This is a genomic window from Sulfitobacter sp. UBA4523, from assembly GCF_002388305.1.
Lineage (GTDB): Bacteria > Pseudomonadota > Alphaproteobacteria > Rhodobacterales > Rhodobacteraceae > Sulfitobacter > Sulfitobacter pontiacus.
On record NZ_DGMH01000033.1, the window covers coordinates 11482 to 11804 of the forward strand.

General features: G+C 65.0%; 1 protein-coding gene. It reads left to right on the forward strand.

Annotation, left to right across the window (positions count from 1 at the left end; genetic code table 11):
- Positions 1-323 (forward strand): phage tail baseplate protein (locus B3849_RS08295; protein ID WP_286780014.1); only part of this gene is annotated, 323 nt, incomplete at both ends.

Genomic DNA, 323 nt, shown 5'->3' on the forward strand with positions numbered 1-323 from the left:
GTGGTGGATCGCGGGCAGGCGCTGCAGGTCACGCTGACCAGCGGTGTGTTAGAGAGTGTTGATGAGGCCGATCTGCTGGGCGGGGCCAATCTGGCAGCGATCGGCGACGGCTCTGCCGACCGGTGGGAGGTGTTCCAGTTCGCGCGGGCCGATCTGATCGCCCCGCAAACCTATCTTCTGCGCGACCGGCTCCGCGGGCAAGCGGGGTCGGATGGGTTGATGCCGGATGTCTGGCCAGCGGGATCGCAGTTTGTGCTGCTCAACTCTGTCCCTCGCCAGATCGAACTGAGCCCGAACCTTTTGCGGATCGCGCAGACCTATCG